The 1,935-nt window shown below is 37.4% G+C and carries 2 protein-coding genes; both read right to left on the reverse strand.

What is annotated here, in order from left to right:
• Positions 1 to 577: 577 nt before the first annotated feature.
• Entirely contained in the window at positions 578 to 1,003 is a 426-nt protein-coding gene (locus AB1414_20075) for a DUF4231 domain-containing protein (GenBank protein ID MEW6609711.1), read from the reverse strand.
• 9 nt (positions 1,004 to 1,012) lie between these two features.
• Positions 1,013 to 1,444 carry a TIR domain-containing protein gene (locus tag AB1414_20080; protein ID MEW6609712.1) on the reverse strand — a complete coding sequence of 144 codons (432 nt, stop codon included), beginning with the start codon at positions 1,442 to 1,444 and terminating at the stop codon, positions 1,013 to 1,015.
• Positions 1,445 to 1,935 lie beyond the last annotated feature (491 nt).

Here is a 1,935-nt window from a genome sequence, read left to right on the forward strand (position 1 = left end):
ATGGAGCTTTATGTGATGGGTGGGTTTTCTTCTACAAACAGATTGCTCCTCTGGAGCAAATTTAATAAGCAAAAGATGGCAGAAAATGAAGTAAAGCAATGCCTGGGACCATAGATATAGCCTTAAGCCCTACGCAACGCTCTCAATACAATATTACCTGAGTTTCAAAATTTTCTGTTGTCTTGTAGACTTGTTCCTGAAAAAAACATATCTTTCTATGCTCTGTGGGTAAGTAAGTTCCTTGCCTTTTCTAATTCTCTTCACCCTTTCTCAAATTTGCATTGTATTGGGCCTAACGATTGAGCTCACCTGCTGCGAGGGGGAATTACCACTAAACTTTGTAAGCAGGTTAAAACTTTGATAAACTACAAAATTATCTCAATCACGCCACAGCCCCTCGCAGTCAGGTGCAGCGATTTGTTAGAATTTCTCTTTTATATCCTCACACAGAGCCTCAAAGCACACAAAGATTTATTCTTTTTATTCAATTCCTTTGTGACTTTGTGTGATTATTTTTTCATTCTAACGCCTGAGCTAAGCTGCGGCGGGCTTGCCCGCCTTCAGCTTCAGCGATTGGTTATGTGATTTTTGTCTTTTCTGTATATCTTGACCACTGAGTATTTTCTTTAGAAATTAATCCTTCCACTCTCTGCACTAAACTACAAAATGCATCATTATTATTATATGGTGGGCATTTTGTTTGGTAGAGATATTTTTCATGTTTTAATGTTTCAGCAGTTGTGCGATATTCAATCCAAATTTCATGATACTTATAAAGAGCAGATAACCCAGCCGATACAGCAATTATCACACCTAATGCACCTATTATTATCAAATGATATGGAATAGTTGTCCCAATACCCGCCAAAAAAGGAATAAGAGCAGCAGCGATAATTTCCAGAAGCCTTAACCACTTAAACCATTTCTGGTTAGTTTGGCTTTTTTTACTATACCAATTTATTTGATCATTAAGCCGATTATTAATATATTCTTCTTCTGTCATATTCATTGCCTATCCCCGATATAAATTCCATATTGCATTTATTACTGGTTTCTTATTCCACCCTACTGCTTCATCAGAGTTATCTAATACAACACCAGGCTTTTTCTGCTGCCCAAATGGATTTACAGCTAAAATAGGTTTGCCATATAATTTTGATCCTTCAATCTCTTTTTTAATCCATTTACTATAGCTGGCATACATGCCAGATGGAATAACAACTACATGGCTTCGACTAATCTTGTTGTAAATGGCATTTTTTAGTTGAGTATCATTTGCAGCATTATGAATTGGATCGTTTTTGGGAACGGAATAATCATGAAAAACCAGGGAGGCTTGTCCAACTGACCAATTTTCTTCAAATATCCAGCTCGATAGAGTCTCATAATGGTCAGAATATGCCCACGCATGACTTATAAAAACATGTATTTGATAACTGCTCATAACAACCTCCTTTACTTATAAAATTTACACATAACGATTGAGCTCACCTGCTGCGAGGGGGAATTACCACTAAACTTTCATAAGCAAGATAAAACCCTGGGAAATTACAAAACTATCTCAATCACGCCACAGCCCCTCGCAGTCAGGTGCAGCGAAGGGTTAGAATTTCTCTTTTATATCCTCACACAAAGCCTCAAAGCACACAAAGATTTATTCTATTTTCATTTTCACCCATCTTTGTGTTCTTTGTGTGATTATTTTTTTATTCTAACGATTGAGTTCAGCGGCGGCGGGGCGGATTACCACAAAACTTTATATACATAACAAAACTTTGGTCAATCACAAAACTTTGAGAACCCATCCACCCCCCGCCGTCCGCTGCAACGACTGGTTAGCAAAAGTTCCACTTCGCTGTTTTTTTCCTTTTCTTCTTATTTTTGTATCCCATGATCAAAGTCTGATTCCAACTCACTACTCTTGTCGTCTTTTAA

The sequence above is a fragment of the bacterium genome (genome assembly GCA_040755795.1).
GTDB lineage: Bacteria > UBA9089 > CG2-30-40-21 > CG2-30-40-21 > SBAY01 > JBFLXS01.